Raw genomic sequence first — 18,022 nt, 5'->3', positions numbered from 1 at the left:
CCTGATTCTTTTACTCAATTATAATACAATCGAAAGCGCCGGTACAATGAACCAGCTCAGGATTATTTCTTAGAGTTGACTGTAAAATGCCGTAATAAGTGGCGTTTACAGTGTTGGTCTATAGGTGTGAGAATGCAACATCCGCATATAGTAATTCCATGCCTCTCACTTGCAGTGAAGCACCCCTTCAAACAAATCAAAATTCTTTTATGGTCTCTGTGTTTGTTGCGCAGCACTACTCTACAGCTCATCCTTTTTCCAGGACGCTGTATATCAAACACCTTGCCAACGGCAGGTGTAGGAATTGTGCAGTAGTACTCACATGAGAATGATTACCCGTGTTGTTGGAAGTAGTCTACAATAATCTTATCTACTGATTTTACAATAAGCAAATCATCTTTTATGTGCAATGCATTGGGGTGTGTATCTGCACAAATCACTTTCTTAATGATGCCGCTTTTCTTGATCTTATCAAATCCTCCACCGGCAAAGATCCCATGGGTTGTAATTACTGAAATGGATTTTGCACCTGCATCAAGGTAAGATTGTGCTGCATGTATGAGTGAGCCGCCTGTGCGAATCATATCGTCATAGATGATCACATTTTTATTTTCTACTTCAGCACTGATAGCGGTAATTTGTGTGGTGTCTCCAGAGAGACGTTTTTTAAATACGAATGCAGCTTCCACATGCAGATCATTTGCGAGTGATTCTACCCACTTGGCTCTACCTGCATCGGTGCTGGCGAGTACAAATGGTTCACCTCCTCCTAATTCCATTGCAGCTTCTTTGACCAGGTCTTTGCCATACAGGTGTACGGGTCTTACCCCACTCTCAAAGTAGTAAGTGATACCATCTACATGGAGGTCCATGAGCAATACTTTGTTGCCACTATTAGTAGCGGGCAGGGCAGAAAAAAGTAATGCCCGGGTTTTGGCCTTTACGATTTCCCCGGATTTAACGGCTCTTTCCATGGTGGAGTAACCAAAGAAGGGGATCACGAGGTTCAGTGAATGGGCATCTTCCTGGATGCAGCCATGGGCGATATCGAAGAGTTCCAGGGTTTCTTTATCATCAATAGTACCTCCCAGCACTATGACCTCCTTGTCGTGTACCTGGCTCCGGATACGGTGATAATGCTCCCCGTCCGGAAAGTCACGGATTTCCAGTTTACCTTCCTCCCAGTGGGGGGCCAGCGCCATAATACGGTCTTTGAGGTACTGATAGCGCTGTGTTGCAAAAATGATCTTCTGAGGCATAGTGTTTGGAATATATGAGGGTTAAAATTAATTATTTATAAATAAATGGTATGTTTTACAGCCATTAACCCCGATTTTTGAACATTAATCTATATTTTTAACGTTTCATTTGCGAGGGGAAATTTATTTTTGAGCGATGCCTAGACGAATTAAAACGCTTCCCGCTTGGCTTGGAGCACTATTTTTTAGCCTGTTTTTCTGTCTGCAGCACGCAAGTGCGCAGGTCAGAGTGTCGGGTCTAATCACTGACATTGACAATAGACAGGGTATTCCAAATGTTAGCATTATCAACAAAAAGACACGAACAGGTGCTTTGGGAAGTGAGAGTGGACGTTTTGAAATTGATGCGATGCCGGGAGATACCCTGGAGTTTTCCATGTTGACGTATGAAAAGAAATTTGTAGCAGTACCTTCTTCTTCCATGTTCATTAATGTTTATATGACTAAGAGGATCCTCGATATTCAGCGGGTAGATGTGCGGGGAAGGAACTATGTGAAGGATTCGGCGGCTACGAGGCAGGAATATGCAAAGTATTTTGGGTATAAGAAGCCAGGGGCGATGGATGTGTTGAAGACATTGCCGTCACACCCGATCACGGCGTTGACGTACCTGGTGCCTAGTAAGACGAGGAAGCGGAATGAACACTTTAAGGAGCAGTTGGTGTATTGGGAGAAGGAAAAGTATATAGATAACAGGTATAGTCCGGAGTTGGTGGAGAGGATGACGCATTTGAATGGGACTGAGTTGGATAGTTTTATGATGAGGTATAGGCCGGGGTACCAGTTTATGCAGGATGCGACGGAGTATGATTTGATGGTGTATATAAAGAATAGTTATGCACAGTATCAGAAGGATAAGGCGACGGGGAATTTGCCGCCGGTGAAGAAGGAGGAGGAGCAGGAATAAAGAGATTTTAAATAAGGAAAGGGGCACCGAAGGGCCCCTTTCCTTATTTAATCAAATCACCATTGAGGCGGAGTAATTCTGTTTCTGCGAGTTTGATATTGTATCGTGCATTGATTAACCTATTATAAGCATCTTCCAAACTTTGTTGCGCCTCTTTCACTTCAATTGTTGTGGATACCCCTTGTTTGAACCGTTCTAAAGCGACCATCGCATTCTCCCTCGCCAACCCTAAATTCTCTTCCTCTAAGTCTACTGCTGTCTTGTAGTATTCGTAATCCTTGAATGCATTGCTTAGCGCCATATTTACCTTTGTGCGGGTATTTTCCAGCGAGAGCTGCTGATAGCTTACATTCAGCTGCGCATTCTTTACCTGACGATGTACATTCAAACCATTGAAGATGGGAATCGTGGCAGAGAAACCATAGTTCAATACCCCATTCTGATTGAAGATAGGACTGAATGAGTTGGTCGCTGCGTTCGAATTTACCTTTGTAAAATTGTAACCGGAGTTGAAGCTGATAACAGGAAAATAATCACCTTTACTTTCTTTCAGCGCCAGCTCGGAAACCTGCAGGTTTTGTTTTGCCACCATCAGACTGGTGTTGCGTTGTAGCATCTCATCTCTCAGTTTACCATAGGCAAGATCGGTGTTTAACGGAATGCTATCCTGTACTTCGTACTGTGTATTTCCACCTTCTATCGCCATGTACTGATTCAATATCACTTTGCCCTGATCGATCACCGTCTGCTGCCGCAGATAAGACGCTTTCAATGCATTGTAATCTACTTTTGATTGCAACCAATCGGTCTTGGGTCCTAACCCCGTCTGAAATTTTGCATCAGACAATTTCACTCTTTCATCTGCAATAGACAATTGTTCTGAGAGGTTATGTAGTTGTTGTTTGCCCTGCACCACTGCATAGTAACTTGCTATTACATTGGCTACAGTCGTCATCAACTGATCTTTTAGGGTGGCATCTCCCAGGTCACGTATGACCTCCAGTTTTTGCCGGGTAGCAAACATTTTCAACCCGTCAAAGAGTGTCCATGATAAGGTTACATTGCCTGTTAAGTTATTACTATGAATCCCACTGGTATCCCGTTTGGAGCCATTTACAAACTCCTGTTTGGTACGGGTGGTATTCCACACCTTTGAAGCGGTTCCATTCACCCTCGGTGCAAACGCCCAGTTTGCATAGGCATAATCGTTAGCTGCAATGGCGGCATCATTCTTTGCCAGCCGTATATCATAGTTGTTTTTTAATGCCAGATCTATTGCCTGCTCCACCGTCAGGACCTGCTGTGCAGATAGATGGAAGACGGGTAGCAACAGGCAGAATATGAGGATACGTTTCATGTCAATCATTTACTGGTTCTGTTACTGGTTTTCTTCTGCTCAGGAATATGTACATCGCCGGAATCACAAATAGGGTCAGTACCAATGAGAAGACGATACCACCTACGATTACAATACCCAAAGGAATACGACTCGTGGCCGCTGCACCCAGTGACATAGCAATTGGTAATGCACCCAATGCCATCGCAAGGCTCGTCATCAGAATAGGACGCAAACGCATGGTCGCCGCTATTATTGCAGCCGTTGCTTTTTCCAGTCCTTCATCCCGTTTGTGATTCGCAAACTCTACGATCAGGATACCATTCTTCGTCACCAATCCGATCAACATAATTACCCCGATCTGTGAGAAGATATTCCATGTCTGACCAAAGACCCACAGTGAGAACAACGCTCCTGCAAATGCCAGTGGCACTGTGAGCATAATGATAAACGGATCGACCCAGCTCTCAAACTGTGCTGCCAACACCAGGTAGATCAATACCAACGCCAGCACTAATGCAAACATGGTATTGGAACCACTTTCTGCATAGTCTCTGGAAGATCCTGACAATGCTGCATTGTAAGAATCGTCGATCACGCCTTTCTTTTGCAGGTCATTATAAATCCGGTACATAGCATCGATACCATCCCCAATTGTCTTACCCGGTGCCAGCCCCGCAGAAATAGTAGCAGATTTATAACGATTGAAGTGATAAATAATCGGCGGACTTGTTTCTTCAGAAATCGTTACTACGTTATCCAGCTGAATAGCCTCTCCCCTGCTATTGCGTACATAGAAGTTCTGCAGGTCAGTAGGTTTATCGCGATTGCCACGGAATACCTGACCCATTACCTGGTACTGCTTACCGTTGCGGATAAAGTAACCATAGCGCACATTACTCAAAGCAAGTTGCAGGGTTTGTGAAATGTCATCCACAGATACACCCAGTTCACTCGCCTTGGCACGATTGATCAGAATACGCAATTCAGGTTTATTGAACTTCAGGTCCACATCCACACCTGAGAAGGTCGGATCACTGTTCGCCTCATCGAGGAAGAGCGGCAATACCCTTGTTAAACTATCGAAGTTGATATGCTGCAATACAAAAGATACAGGCAAACCACTACGACGACCTACCTGAATGGTTTGCTGTTCAATGGCGAACACCTTTCCTTCGGAGAACCTGAACATATTCCGGTTCACCATGTTCACAATTTCCTTTTGAGAACGGGTTCGCTCAGTTGGTTCAGTGAGCACCACATTCGCAAAGCCACTGTTCACCGCACCACCGCCACTAAAGCCGGGTGCAGTCACAGTCAGTACGATATTTTTTTCAGGAATGGAATCGATCATAAACTGGGTTAACCCATCCATGTACCGTTCCATATAGTCGTAAGAAGTACCTTCCGGAGCTGAGATAGAAAGACGGAACTGGCTACGGTCTTCAATCGGCGCCAGCTCTGACTGCAGGTTGCGGAATATGACGTAAATCATGGCCACACACCCTAAAATAATCAGGATAGCTATCCAGCGCACTTTCATGAATTTCTCCAGGGCGCTCTGGTAACTATCTTCCATCCAGGTAAAGAACGGTTCCGTTTTGGTATAAAACCAGGAGTGGGTATGCTTTTTACGACCCAGCTTCACATTCAATACGGGTGTCAACGTGAGGGATACAAATGCAGAGATGAGTACTGCTCCTGCTACCACAATCCCAAACTCCCTGAACAGGCGGCCTACGAACCCCTGCAGGAATACAATCGGCAGGAATACGAATGCCAGCGTGATACTGGTTGCGATAACGGCAAAGAATATTTCTTCAGAACCTTCCTTCGCTGCCTGCATACGTGGCATGCCTGCTTCAATCTTTTTATAGATATTTTCCGTGACCACGATCCCATCATCCACCACCAATCCTGTAGCGAGTACGATTGCCAGCAGTGTCAATATATTAATGGTGAAGCCACACATATACATAATAAAGAATGCTGCAATGAGGGATACCGGGATATCCACCAATGGACGGAAGGCCATGAGCCAATCGCGGAAGAAGAGGTAGATGATGAGGATCACCAGCACCAGTGCCACGACAAGGGTTTCTTCCACTTCTTCGATAGACTTGCGGATAAAGCGGGTGTTATCGATAGCGATATTCGTGCTCAGATCCGGTGGCAGGTCTTTTTTCAGCTGTTCATATCTTTTATAGAATTCATCGGTGATGGCTACATAGTTAGAACCCGGTTGTGGGGTAAGGGCCAGGGCGATCATGGGCACACCTGATTCTTTCAGAATCGTTTCTTCATTTTCAGGACCTAATACTGCCTGACCAATATCCCTGAAATGAATGACGCTGCTATTGACATTTTTAATAATCAGGTTATTAAAATCTTCTTCCGTATTCAAACGGCCAAAAGTGCGTACTGTCAGTTCAGTGGCATTACCGGCAATTTTACCGGAGGGAAGTTCTACGTTTTCTCTGGCCAGCGCAGCCTGTACATCGGAAGGTGTGAGGCTATAAGCAGAGAGGCGGGCAGGATCCATCCAGAGACGCATGGCATATTTCTTTTCGCCAAGTATACGGATAGAGCTAACGCCGGGAATGGTCTGGAGTCTTTCCAGCAGCACGTTGTTCGCATATTCCGTGATCTCCAGCTGATTGCGGGTATTGCTCTGCAATGTCATGGAGAGGATATAGTCGGAATTCGCATCTTCTTTGGATACCACAGGTGGAGCATCGATATCGGGAGGCAGGTTACGGAGTGCCTGTGATACTTTATCACGCACGTCGTTGGTAGCTGCTTCGAGGTCTATACCCAGTTCAAATTCAACTGTGATATTGGAAGTTCCCTGGCTACTGCTGGACGATATATTTTTGATACCGGCTATCCCGTTGATAGATTTCTCGAGGGGCTCGGTGATCTGTGTTTCAATAATATCTGAATTGGCGCCTGCATAGGAGGTGCGTACGTTTACAATGGGTGGATCTATGGCAGGGAAGTCTCTTACCCCCAGAAAGTTGAAGCCTACGATGCCAAAGATGACAATGATAATGTTCATCACGATGGCAAACACAGGACGTTTGAGCGATAGAGAGGGAAGGCTCATGGTCTAGTTTATTTAATTGATCTTGTTATACTTCAGTACCATACCGGGTTTGAGCTGCAACATACCGCTGGTGATCACGGTATCGCCTTTGCTAAGACCGCTGATAATCTGTACGTTGTCAGCATCGCGGAGATCTGTTTCCACGACTACAAATTTTGCTTTGCCCTGGTCAGCGACGATCACTTTCTTATCGCGGGTACCTGGAATGATGGCCTGCGAAGGGATCATGAGGGCATCGGGCATATTGCGGAGAGCGATCTGTACGTTTGCAAAAGCACCGGGCAGTAACTGACCGGGGTTTGGAACGATGGCTCTTAATTTGATAGTACGTGTAGTGAGGTCGATTTTAGGATCAATTGCGTAAATCTGTCCTTTATAAGAATGGGTGTCGCCGGCAACTTTGAAATCAACAGCATCGCCTTGTTTGATAGCGTTGCGGTATTTTTCAGGTACGGTGAAATCCACCTTGAGGGGATCGATTTGCTGGAGGGTGGTGATAACAGTGGTATTGTTGACGATGGCTCCCAGGGAAATATTACGGAGTCCAAGCCGGCCATTGAAGGGAGCTCTGAGTTCCGTTTTTTGAAGCAGCGTACGGGTATAGTCCATATCTGCTCCGTAGGCGCTGACCTGGTTGCGGGTAACGTCTACATCCTGGCGGCTGATACCATTGATTTTCAGTAGGTTTTCCTGTCTTTCGAGGGTAGTTTTGGCCAGTTGTTGCTGCAATTGCAGTTTAGCCAGCTGTGCTTTAAGATCTTCGTCATAGATTTTGACGAGGAGGGTGCCTTTGGCTACCTGGGTGCCTTCTTTGAAGAAGAGGCCAGTGACTTTGCCGGTAATTTCGGGTTGGATCTGGACTTCTTCGTTGCTTTGGAGGGTACCGCTCGCATTAATAACTTCATTAAGGGAGGAGGTATGTACAATAAAAGCGTCTACCAGCAAGGGTTTGTTCCCTTTGCTACCACGTACAGTTTCTTTGTTGGGTGCTGCATCTTCTTTTTTAGGAGCAGCAAACCTGGTATAGATAATACCGATAATAACTACAGCCAGGATCAGGTAAACGACTGTTTTCAGGAACTTTTTGTTACCAGTCATTTGTTCGCATATTTATGTTGTAGGGGATATCGCCCGGGCAAATTTAATAAAAGCCCCTGCTGATAGGGAGGTTCATGTGTTAATTAAAGTTAATCGACCTTTAACCGTATATAGGAGGCATAAAAGGAGGTTGAATGGCAAATGTGGGCATTATTATATGTGTACATTGAAGCATATACGGTGTGGTAAGGGGGTATTTTCCAGGGATGGGGAGAATTCGGAATATCTGTCTAATCCTTTGTGGGGATGGATTTAGTATCTATAACACTAAAGTAAATTGGGTAAAATTCGGCTCTGTTCTTGTCAATTCAATAAAAATTATATTTTTGCACTCAAGTTTTAAACCAAAAACACTTAAAATTATGTCAGACATTGCATCAAGAGTTAAAAAGATCATTATTGACAAATTGGGCGTTGACGAAGCTGAGGTAACTCCTGAAGCCTCCTTCACCAACGACCTGGGCGCTGACTCTTTGGATACGGTAGAACTGATCATGGAATTCGAAAAAGAATTCAACATCTCCATTCCTGACGAACAAGCTGAAACTATTACTACTGTTGGCCAGGCAGTTGCTTACCTGGAAGAACATGTAAAATAATCCTACTTAATCAGATTTGTTTTAATGCAACCAAGACGAGTAGTCGTTACAGGTTTAGGCGCACTTACACCGCTCGGCAATTCCGTATCCGAATACTGGAAGGGATTGACGGACGGTGTATCCGGTGCCGGGCCTATTACACAATTTGATGCTTCCAAGTTCAAAACCCGTTTTGCTTGCGAACTGAAGAACTTTGATGCGACCAATTACCTGGACAAGAAGGAAGCCCGTAAAATGGATCCCTTCACACAGACGGCTGTTATAGCCGCTGACCAGGCTGTGCAAGATGCCGGGATTGACCGTAATTCTGTCGATATGGACAGGGTTGGGGTTATCTGGGGATCTGGTATTGGCGGTATGATCAATTTTTGTCAGGAAATGAAAGATTTCGGTCAGGGCGACGGAACTCCCCGTTTTAGTCCTTTCCTGATAGCCCGGTTAATTATCGACATTGCTGCAGGGCACATTTCCATTCGCCACGGTTTTAGAGGACCTAATTTCTCTGTGGTGTCTGCCTGTGCTTCAGCTACCAATGCCATTATAGAGGCGATGCAGTACATCAGGTACGGCAGAGCGGATGTAATGATCACCGGAGGATCTGAAAACGTTATAAACGATGCCTGTGTAGGTGGTTTTAACGCTATGAAGGCCCTATCTGAACGGAATGATGACCCATCCACTGCCTCCAGACCCTTTGACCTGAACCGTGATGGGTTCGTAATGGGCGAAGGTGCAGGAGCACTGGTGCTAGAATCCTATGAACATGCGATTGCTAGAGGTGCCAAAATTTATGCTGAACTGGCAGGAGGTGGCGCAACAGCAGATGCCTATCATATCACAGCACCCCATCCAGAAGGATTAGGCGCTATGAACGTCATGCGAATGGCGCTGTTAGACGCTGGACTGCAACCCAATGCAATTGACTACATTAACGTACACGGTACTTCTACTCCTTTGGGAGATGTTGCCGAAGTAAAAGCGATCCAACAGGTATTTGGTGAAGATGCATATCGAATGAATATCAGCTCCACCAAGTCTATGACCGGTCACTTATTAGGCGCTGCCGGTGCAATTGAGTCGATTGCGGCTATCATGTCTGTCATACATGGTATTATTCCTCCTACCATTAATCATTTTACGGATGATCCTGAACTGGACTCCAAATTAAATTTTACCTTTAACGTCGCACAACATAGAGAAGTAAACGCTGCATTAAGCAATACCTTCGGTTTTGGAGGGCATAATGCATCCGTGATTTTCAAAAAATTTGTTGCTTGATTGTGTGAAATTACTGCCAGGATTTTTATATCGATTTGTATCCGGTAAGAGAAGTCTTTACAAGGATCTGTATAACCTGCTGGGCTTTGCCCCAGGCAATTTCTCATTGTATGAAGTGGCCCTGAGCCACCGCTCGAGCAAGGAGAAGTTTCTGGAGAGCAATGAACGGCTGGAATACCTGGGGGATGCCATTCTTGGTGCCATTGTTGGCGATTACCTCTTCAAGAAGTATCCTTATAAGACAGAAGGCTATCTCACCGAAATGCGGTCCAAGATTGTGAACCGCCAGCAGCTTAATGATATTGCTATCAAGATGGGATTGCGAAAGCTCACCATTTATGATAAGTACAATAGCTTTCTGAAGATTTCCCAGATCTTCGGTAATACGCTTGAGGCCCTGGTCGGCGCTGTATACCTTGACAAAGGGTATAACCGTACCAAACAGTTTGTGCACCAACGCATTATTATGCCTTACATCGATCTGGAAATGCTTGAAAGTGTGGAAATGAACCACAAAAACAAGCTGTACGGATGGGCGAATAAGCATGGCAAAGTACTGGAGTTCGACCTGCTGGAAGAACAAATGGACAATGGCCGCCGCATCTTTACTGTAGGTGCAGTAGTAGATGGGGAGCTCATTTGCAGCGGTAAGGCGTTCAATAAGAAAGATGCCAGCCAGATTGCGGCACAGCAGGCGATAGAGTTGCTGGGGCTGGGGGAAAAGTAACCCGTTTCTCTGTTATTTTACCGGTTGCCTTAAAATTGTTTTCAGTTTTTCCGGCGCAGTTTTGCGTGGGTCACTGAGGTATATCTCATGGTGGCGGCCATTCCAGGTCAGCCCTTTTTCTTTCATAAAGTCGTGTAGTAACTGTAAGGATACCGGTTCGGTAGCGTAGGGACCTGTGTGCAGGATCTGTATGCTTTGGCCTTCGGCCAGGGTTTGGAGGTATACCTGGTTGAAGTATTGAATGGGTTTCTTTTGATAAGCCCTTTTCAGGATGTTTTTGACATCATTCTTGTTGATGAAGTCAGGCATGCGGATGAGGAGCTGCCAGTGCCATTGGTCACGGGGTATCTGCATAACTTCATTGAAATCTTTATAGTTTTCCACATCGTTTACCCACCAGAGGCCTTCGAGTTTACAGACTACGAAGTCTAGCTCCATCTTCTTATAATGCATTTTGATGCCGTAAGCACCTGTGTACAGGGCTTGTGTACATGCGGCGAAATGCTCGCCGTTTGGGTCGCCCTGGCCTTCGATGGAGAGGTAATGACCGGGGGGGACGAAGAGGAGGGCCGGTTTGGAGGTGGCGGTGTAGAGTTCTTTATAGGTTTTTGTGAGGTCGAGTTTGGACATATGCATTAGCGTTGATAATGCAAAGGAAGATATGGGGAGTGACAGCGTTATGTCAGTAGCGTTCAAAAAGTTGGGATTGCTTCGTAATCCCAACTTTTTGAACGTCGGATCGTTTATCGGATCGCGGAGCGATCCGATAAATATTGTTCGGATATTTCGATGGCAAGTAAGCGCATATGTTCCTTTAATTCCTCCGAACCTATAATCTCCACTTCTTTTCCCATCGTTAACACCCATTTCCCAAACCAATCCAGATGAGAAGTCAGGAACACCATCTCTACACACTCTCCTATTGTCTGCTCCTCCATCAACCCATAATAAAACCGCTGATTCCCCAGCTTTCTCGCCATACCCGCACTAAACCGCAGCTTCACTACATGAGGATAAGCAGCAGGCTCCGCATATTTTTCCATGTATTCCTTTAAAGAAATGTGCCGATCCCTGTCATAAGAAACATCTGTAACAGCCAGGTTTCGGATGCGATCCATCCTGAAATTGCGATAAGCATGGCGTAGTCTGCACCAGGCAATGAGGTACCAGTACCCCATCATATATATAATACCAATGGGTTCTATCTCTCTATGTGTCTGTGTTTCGCTGTGCAGGGCAAAGTAATCCAGTTTGAGCATAAGGTGCTTGCCCAGTGCATGTTGAATATCTGAGAGGAAGCGGTTTGGAAACTCACTATCTTCCGGAGCCCTGCGGGCAACGACCGCAATATTCTGTTCCAACGATTCCAGGAAATCTTTCTCACTGGTCCGCAGCACAGCCCTGATCTTCTGCATGGCATTGCCAAATTGTTTTTTATTGGAATGATCACTTAACTGGGCCATCAGCTTCTCTCCTGTCAGCAACGCAGCTGCCTCTTCCCTGTTAAACATCACCGGTGGCAGGTGATATCCTTCTACCAGATAATAACCTGTACCAGCCTCCGCACCCACAGGTACGCCTGCTTCCTGCAAGGCCCTGACATCGCGATATACAGTCCTGAGGCTGATTTGAAAGCGTTCTGCTATCTCAGCAGCCTTCACTATTTTCTTGCCCTGTAGTTGAATAAGTATGGCGGAAAGCCGGTCAATCCTGTTCATAGCAGGTAATTTAGAAATAAATTGAAAAAAAAATCGAAACCCGTTAAACTTCGGATATTAATCACCGTCTTATATACAGAAAATATTTGAGAGCAAAACTTTAGAGAAACGATTTGAAGTATAGAAAGTGAGAAAAAGTCTAAGCCTCTGAAAAATATTTAAAATTTTGATGCTACAGTACAGAATATAGGTTAAATGGTAAGTCCCTGGAATTTTTTCCGGGGACCTTTTTTTTATAGAGATTGCTGCGGCCTGGACTAATTTATTCACCTATTTGATCATGTAAGTATCATTCTAATTCTACCGTTATCACCTCCCCATATTATTTAGAATCATTAACTTATGATTAACAGATTTGCAAAAGATTCATTCTAATTTTGTTTCAAGCAAAATTCAAATGAGTTTTTTTAATGGTTAATTTGGGGAGGGCCTGATATTTATCAGGCCCCGTTTTTTTGGGTATAACTCATCCCGGGATAAGCAATGATTCGTAAATGATTTTTATAGTTCGTAGTTTAGTCCCCGCAGCCAGTGAGAATGGACTGGTGAACCATACTATTACTTCAGGTGATACTTTTTTAAATCAGGTAAATTGGGGTCTGGAAATAGCTATCAGTCATTCATAGCGGAAGAGGTACTGTGGAATGCCTTTAGACAGGACGACGAACAGGCCTTTAGTGAGATGTACAGGCGTTTTTCTGCTGTATTGTATAACTACGGCTACCACCTTGCGGGAGATGCTGCACAGGTGCAGGATGCCATGCAGGATCTTTTTGCCGATCTCTGGCGTACAAGGCATAATCTCTCAGCGACTACTTCTGTCAAATACTATCTTTTCAGGTCTTTGCGGAGGCGTTTGCACCGGTTATCGGATGCAAAGGCAGCCCTGGCCCTTGATTGGTCATTGCAGGAGGAGTCTTCGGCAGAGGATTTGCGCATTATGAGCGAAGAGGATCTGTTGCAACAGCTTCGTTTGCAAAAAGCCATGCGACAATTGCCAGTCAGGCAACAGGAGGCTATCCGCCTCCGGTTTTATGATAATTTTAGCTGGGAAGAGATTTCCGGGATTATGGGCGTCAATGAGCAATCTGTTCGTAATCTGGTACAGCGTGCGGTAGTCAAATTAAGAGAGCTGCTGTAGCCCCCCAAAAGTTTTTTTAAAAAAACTTTAACATAAGTGAGTTAAAAACCCCCTTCCCCTTCTTTATGTCTATACATGGATTACTCAAACTTCGATACCGCCGATTTTGTAACCGACGACAGTTTCGTCGCCTGGGTGAAATATGGCGAAAACGCAGCCCATTGGGAATCCATCGCCCGAAATTTTCCTGATCAGCGAGCCGCTATATTGCAGGCCCGTGCCATTATTCTGGCAGCGTCACAGCTTCCTGCATTTGGTTTGAAGGAAAATGTCGATGCCGCTATCTGGCAAAATATCCGCGAAAGCATGGATACGCCACAACAACCAGTGCGGAGACTCCGCCCCTTGTATATGGCTGCCGCTGCTGTGCTCATCGCCCTGGTAGCTACCACCGTTATGTGGTATACCCTGCACAAGCCGGATCACAGTACTTACCATGAACTGGTGGCAAAAGCTGAAACAGCTAAAAACACTTTTGTTGAGCATATCAACAAAGGCAGGAAACCCGAAACTGTCAGCCTTCCCGATGGTAGTTCTGTGGTGTTGCAACCCCGCGCCCGGATCAGTTATTCCACCTGTCTCACTGGCAAATGCCACCGTCAGGTATACCTCTCCGGTGCCGCGTTCTTTGAAGTAAAAAGAAACATTGAACCTTTTGTAGTATATGCCAACGAAATGGTAATCAACGTCCTTGGTACCTCATTTATGGTCAGAGCCTATGATGAAGATACCCTGGTAAGTGTAGCAGTAAAAACCGGAAAAATTGCTATTTCAATACAACCAAAAGCGAACGATGCCCGGGCAAATTTATCTGCCAATCAGCAGGCGATACTGAAACGCTCCACTCATGCGTTAGATGTATTGCCAATGTCTGTAGCAGTATCTGCCCAGCCAACTATAACTGAGCTGTACTCGTTTGTATTCGCAGATGCCCCTGCAGATAGTGTGCTGACCCTGTTGGAAAAAGCCTATGGTGTTCATATCAACTATGATAAAAACCTGATGGCTGGCTGTAGACTCACTGCCTCCCTGGATGACGAACCACTAAAGGAAAAATTAAAGCTTATTTGTCAGGCTCTGGAAGCAAACTGTACGATCGAAGGAAATGAGATTACAATTACAACCAAAGGATGTCATTAATAGTGTTCACGTACGCGTAGCTAATAAGGAATGTAGAGAGTTCCCCCGTTGACACACTATTCCACGAAATACGTTATTGAGAACAAACAAAAATTTACACTGATACTTATGCTTTACATCACGTAATGAAAAAGCCAGCGGTATGGCCGTACCACTGGCTGAAAGAATACTCTTGCGGCACCGCCTTATACCCGCTCCACTGGGATAAGACACCCTTTCTATTTCCCATTACAAACAGGAACACAATTCAAGTTATGAAAAAAAGACTACGAATCCATGATTTAATCTTTATGGTCATGCGTACATGCTTTTACCAGCTGCTAATTGCCACGTTATGTACCGGTCTCACATTTGCAAAGTCTACTGAGGCCCAGGAAATTCTCACCAAACCTGTATCTATCGACGCCCGTCAGCAATCTGTTGATCAGGTGCTGTCTAAAATAGAAAAACTGGCTGATGTGAAATTCCTCTATTCTTCCACGCTGATAAGCGCTTCCCGCAAAGTCAGTCTGGAAGCAAAACAGGAGCCACTGGGTAAAGTACTCGACAAGTTACTCGCTCCGTTACAACTCTCCTATCAGGTCGATGGCCGGCAAATTGTGCTCAATCGATTACGCAAGGCAGAGGAGATCACTTATTCCGCTGATGCTGCTGTACGCATCCAGGGTAAAGTGGTAGACGAAAAAGGAACACCACTCCCCGGCGTAAACGTAAAACTCAAAAATAGTACAGCCGGTGCTGTTACTGATGCCGGTGGTAATTTCGCTTTCAATGCACCGGATCTATCCGGTACCCTCATCTTCTCTTATGTAGGGTATACTTCCAAAGAAGTTGAGATCAATGGGCTGAGCGTTATCAACGTAACACTGGAACCTTCTGCTACTTCACTAAGTGATGTGGTGATCGTAGGTTATGGTACACAAAAGAAAGAATCACTCACCGGTGCGATCGCCGCTATATCTGCTAAAGATATGGGCGATGTACACGCTGGTTCTACAGTAAGTACCGTACTGGCAGGTAAACTGCCGGGTGTAACCTTCCGCATGTCCGATTCACGTCCGGGTGCGAGTGCATCTATTCAAATCCGTAACATGGGCGATCCATTGTATGTAATTGACGGTATCCAACAGGATGCAGGTCAGTTCAACAACATCGCACCGAACGATATTGAAACTATCACCGTTCTGAAAGACGCTTCTGCTGCTATCTATGGTATGCGTGCTGCGAATGGTGTAGTGGTGGTTACTACCAAGAGAGGTAAACTGAACAGCCGCAACACCATCAATCTGGCTGCATATACTGGCTGGCAGAACTGGACCCGCTTCCCTAAAGGCGTAAATGCCTATGAGTGGATGGCTGGTAAAGCTGATGCTGAAATGAACCAGTATGGTTCTACTACCATCACCAAAGAAGAACTGGAAAAATGGAAAGCAGGTACTGAACAAGGCTACAAGAGCTTTGACTGGTACAAGTTTATTGTGAAAGACAATGCTCCGCTTACAAACCTGAACCTGAACTTCAGTGGTGGTTCTGACAGGATCAACTACTATGTATCTGCCACTCACCTGAAACAATATTCTGTACTGGGCAGAGAATTCACATTCGAACGTACCAACATTCAGAGTAATATCGAGGCCAAAGTTTCTGACAACTTCAAAATCGGTGCTCAGATCAATGGTCGTGTTGAAACCCGCGACCAACCAGGTGTACCAGGTACAGATGACTACTGGGAAGCTCGTTTCGCTATTCTGCGTAACACGCCTATCGAACGGCCTTATGCAAACGATAACCCAAATTACCCAAACAACATTGGTCACAATACCGAAAACTGGGCATTACAGAATAAGAAGTTGTCCGGCTACTGGCACGAAGACTGGCGCGTATTACAGACTAACCTGACTGCGGAATACAAATTTCCCATCGATGGTCTGAGCGTAAGAGGTCTGTTCTCTTATTACTATGCAAACAGAATTATGAATGGTCACGAGTATACTTACAATGTATATACTTATGATCCGAATACTGATACTTACAATGTATCTGGCGGTAGTTCTAACCCATGGAGAGAAAGAGATAACCACACCAACCTGTCTCCTACCATTCAGTTGCAACTGAACTATGCACATTCATTTGGCAAGCATAATGTAGGGGGTACCGTAGTAGCAGAAAGAATCAAGAGAAGGGAAATCGACAACTGGCTGCATGCCGTGCCGACTACCAACGATCTGCCACTGATTTACTTCAGTACAATGGATACGTATAATGATAGTGACTTTACTACTGCCCGTCTGGGTTACATTGGCCGGTTCACTTATAACTACGACAGCCGTTATTACCTGGAAGTATCTGCAAGAAGAGATGCCTCCTGGAAGTTCGCACCTAACAAACGCTGGGGTACTTTCCCTGCTATGCAGGCTGGCTGGCGTATCAGCGAAGAGCAATTCTTCCAGCACCTCGTAGGTGGCAGGAAAACCCTGAGCGAACTGAAACTGAGAGGTTCTTATGGTAAACTGGGTGATGATGATATTCCTTTGTCTGCATATGACTATCTCTCCGGTTATAACTATAACTCTTCTACTGTCATCCTGGATGGTAAATCAGTGATCGGTTCCTCTTACAAAGGTGTTCCTATCGATAATATCTCCTGGTATGTAAGCAGAACATTGGACATCGGTGCTGACTATGGTTTATGGGACAACCGGATCAGCGGTGCGGTTGATTATTTCAAGAGAAAAAGAACGGGTCTGCTGGGTACCAAATATGACATCCTCATACCAAGTGAACTGGGTTATACACTGCCTTTAGAAAATGTGAAGAGCGATCTGGTATCCGGTGCGGAGTTTTCTATTAATTACCATGGCGAGATAAAGAAAGTACGTTTCACTGTAGGTGCTAACTTCTCTTATGCACGTTCAAAGAACCTGGATAGCTACAAACCAGTATTCCTGAACTCCATTGATCACTATCGTAACTCTGCTGAAAACAGATACGCCAATACATTCTGGGGATATAACGTAATCGGACAATTCCAGTCACAGGACGAGATCAACAACTATAAAGTAAACGTTGACGGGGCGGGTAACAAAACATTATTACCAGGTGACCTGATTTACAAAGACTGGAATGGCGATGGGGTGATTAACGATCTGGATGTACGTCCTATTGGATGGGGTACAGGTAAAAACCCAATCATGAATGGTGGTTTCAACTTCACGGTAGCATATAGCAACTTTGATTTCAGAGCCGACTTCTCAGCGGGTACCGGTTACTCCTTCAACCGTAATTATGAAATGCGTATTCCTTACACCAACCAGGGTAACCTGCTGGCTGAGTTCTATAACGATCGCTGGCACAGGGAAGATGCTTATGATGTAAACAGCAAATGGATACCTGGTAAATATCCTGCTCTGCGTTTCAACAATGGAGGTCATAGCAACTACAATAAGAACTCTGACTTCTGGCTGACTAACGTTCATTACATCAGGGCACGCACACTGGAACTGGGTTACACCATTCCTAAGAACATCCTTGCCAAGGCCAGGATTGAACGTTTCCGTGCTTACATCAACGCTTACAACCTGTTCTCTATCGACAATCTGCGTAAGACAGGTATAGACGCTGAAGTCTCTGATGATAACGGTCTGACCTATCCACAAAGCAAGTATGTGAATATTGGTTTTGACCTTTCTTTTTGATCCTTTAATACAGCAATT

Annotated in this window: 13 protein-coding genes; 7 read left to right on the top strand and 6 right to left on the bottom strand. The window is 45.1% G+C overall.

The features are described 5' to 3' along the window. Positions 1–332 precede the first annotated feature (332 nt). Positions 333–1,259 carry a ribose-phosphate diphosphokinase gene (gene prs, locus QQL36_RS06365; protein WP_083722223.1) on the bottom strand — a complete coding sequence of 309 codons (927 nt, stop codon included), beginning with the start codon at positions 1,257–1,259 and terminating at the stop codon, positions 333–335. 229 nt (positions 1,260–1,488) lie between these two features. Here prs and QQL36_RS06360 point away from each other — a divergent pair, with 229 nt between their 5' ends. Continuing rightward, entirely contained in the window at positions 1,489–2,166 is a 678-nt protein-coding gene (locus QQL36_RS06360; RefSeq protein WP_179091055.1) for a carboxypeptidase-like regulatory domain-containing protein, read from the top strand. 43 nt (positions 2,167–2,209) lie between these two features. Here the strand turns inward: QQL36_RS06360 and QQL36_RS06355 are convergent, their stop codons facing one another. Genes QQL36_RS06355 through QQL36_RS06345 form a run of 3 tightly spaced genes read right to left on the bottom strand, consistent with a single transcriptional unit; the run spans position 2,210 to position 7,706 of the window. Further along, entirely contained in the window at positions 2,210–3,523 is a 1,314-nt protein-coding gene (locus QQL36_RS06355) for a TolC family protein (protein WP_321569327.1), read from the bottom strand. Between the two features lies 1 nt (position 3,524). After that, a complete protein-coding gene (locus tag QQL36_RS06350; RefSeq protein WP_083722226.1) occupies positions 3,525–6,608 on the bottom strand; it encodes an efflux RND transporter permease subunit in 3,084 nt (1,027 codons plus the stop codon). Between the two features lie 12 nt (positions 6,609–6,620). Continuing rightward, a complete protein-coding gene (locus QQL36_RS06345; RefSeq protein ID WP_083722227.1) occupies positions 6,621–7,706 on the bottom strand; it encodes an efflux RND transporter periplasmic adaptor subunit in 1,086 nt (361 codons plus the stop codon). A gap of 362 nt (positions 7,707–8,068) precedes the next feature. Between QQL36_RS06345 and QQL36_RS06340 the strand changes: the two genes are divergently transcribed. From QQL36_RS06340 to rnc, 3 genes are read left to right on the top strand one after another with little or no spacing between them, the layout of a single operon-like run. After that, the gene (locus QQL36_RS06340) at positions 8,069–8,305 is read left to right on the top strand and encodes an acyl carrier protein (RefSeq protein ID WP_012788038.1); all 237 of its coding nucleotides are present in this window, start codon (positions 8,069–8,071) and stop codon (positions 8,303–8,305) included. A gap of 24 nt (positions 8,306–8,329) precedes the next feature. Continuing rightward, positions 8,330–9,583, top strand: coding sequence for a beta-ketoacyl-ACP synthase II (gene fabF, locus QQL36_RS06335; RefSeq protein WP_083722228.1), 1,254 nt, complete (start codon positions 8,330–8,332; stop codon positions 9,581–9,583). A gap of 4 nt (positions 9,584–9,587) precedes the next feature. Then, positions 9,588–10,310, top strand: coding sequence for a ribonuclease III (gene rnc / locus QQL36_RS06330; RefSeq protein ID WP_083722229.1), 723 nt, complete (start codon positions 9,588–9,590; stop codon positions 10,308–10,310). Positions 10,311–10,322: 12 nt separating this feature from the next. On the opposite strand, the gene QQL36_RS06325 is transcribed toward rnc, so the two are convergent. Both QQL36_RS06325 and QQL36_RS06320 read right to left on the bottom strand, forming a co-directional pair. Further along, entirely contained in the window at positions 10,323–10,940 is a 618-nt protein-coding gene (locus tag QQL36_RS06325; RefSeq protein ID WP_083722230.1) for a GyrI-like domain-containing protein, read from the bottom strand. A gap of 113 nt (positions 10,941–11,053) precedes the next feature. Continuing rightward, on the bottom strand, positions 11,054–12,028 hold the full coding sequence (locus tag QQL36_RS06320; protein WP_321569326.1) for a YafY family protein: 975 nt from the start codon (positions 12,026–12,028) through the stop codon (positions 11,054–11,056). Positions 12,029–12,620: 592 nt separating this feature from the next. Between QQL36_RS06320 and QQL36_RS06315 the strand changes: the two genes are divergently transcribed. The 3 genes from QQL36_RS06315 (at position 12,621) to QQL36_RS06305 (ending at position 18,004) form a co-directional block, all read left to right on the top strand. Continuing rightward, on the top strand, positions 12,621–13,169 hold the full coding sequence (locus QQL36_RS06315) for an RNA polymerase sigma factor (RefSeq protein ID WP_083722232.1): 549 nt from the start codon (positions 12,621–12,623) through the stop codon (positions 13,167–13,169). Positions 13,170–13,244: 75 nt separating this feature from the next. Beyond that, positions 13,245–14,309 (top strand): FecR family protein, encoded by a 1,065-nt coding sequence (locus QQL36_RS06310; protein WP_321569325.1) that lies wholly within the window; start codon positions 13,245–13,247, stop codon positions 14,307–14,309. A 296-nt stretch (positions 14,310–14,605) separates the two neighbouring features. Beyond that, the gene (locus tag QQL36_RS06305; RefSeq protein ID WP_321569324.1) at positions 14,606–18,004 is read left to right on the top strand and encodes a TonB-dependent receptor; all 3,399 of its coding nucleotides are present in this window, start codon (positions 14,606–14,608) and stop codon (positions 18,002–18,004) included. Positions 18,005–18,022: the final 18 nt, after the last annotated feature.

The organism is Chitinophaga sp. LS1, assembly GCF_034274695.1.
Lineage (GTDB): Bacteria > Bacteroidota > Bacteroidia > Chitinophagales > Chitinophagaceae > Chitinophaga.
Note: the sequence above shows the minus strand (reverse complement) of the source record. Positions and strands in the feature narration are given on the sequence as shown.